Here is a 539-nt window from a genome sequence, read left to right as displayed (position 1 = left end):
TAGGGCGTGTCCTCATTTGGCTTTGCACCAAATAAATATGCAGGCTATACGCATAGATTTATAATTGCGTGCTAGTTTATCAAATCGAGTTTGCAATAGCACGGAAATGTTTTGATCTCGCAAAAGCGTTTTCAACTAAATATCTTAATTTATATAGATATTTATCAAATTCTTTATTCGATCTCTTACTGTTTGATCTCAATGGAATAATAGGAATCATATTCTTGTTCTTAGCACATATTCGAATGTGCTCAGCATCATATCCCTTGTCAGCAATGAGATATGTTGCCTCGCCTACAATATCAATCAGTTGTTTTGCAACTTGACTGTCGTGGACGTCACCCCCAGTGATTTTAAAATCAATCGGTAATCCATTCGCGTCGGTTGCAAGATGTATTTTTGTTGTTTGTCCACCGCGTGATTGTCCAATTGCTCTTTCGAAACCATACCGAGCTCCACTTGCATGTTGATGCACGCGTATGTAGCTTCCGTCAATGAATACCCATTCTTGATCCAAGACGCCTCGTAATCTAAAAAAA

Annotated in this window: 1 pseudogene; it reads right to left on the bottom strand. The window is 38.4% G+C overall.

The window, feature by feature from the left end:
* Positions 1-12: 12 nt before the first annotated feature.
* Positions 13-539, bottom strand: a pseudogene (locus NI455_RS15390) (IS5 family transposase); the annotation flags it as partial.

Origin of the sequence: Acinetobacter lwoffii (genome assembly GCF_024129435.1) — a bacterium.
Lineage (GTDB): Bacteria > Pseudomonadota > Gammaproteobacteria > Pseudomonadales > Moraxellaceae > Acinetobacter > Acinetobacter lwoffii_F.
The sequence above is the reverse complement of the archived record's forward strand: the minus strand, read 5'-3'. Positions and strand labels throughout refer to the sequence as shown.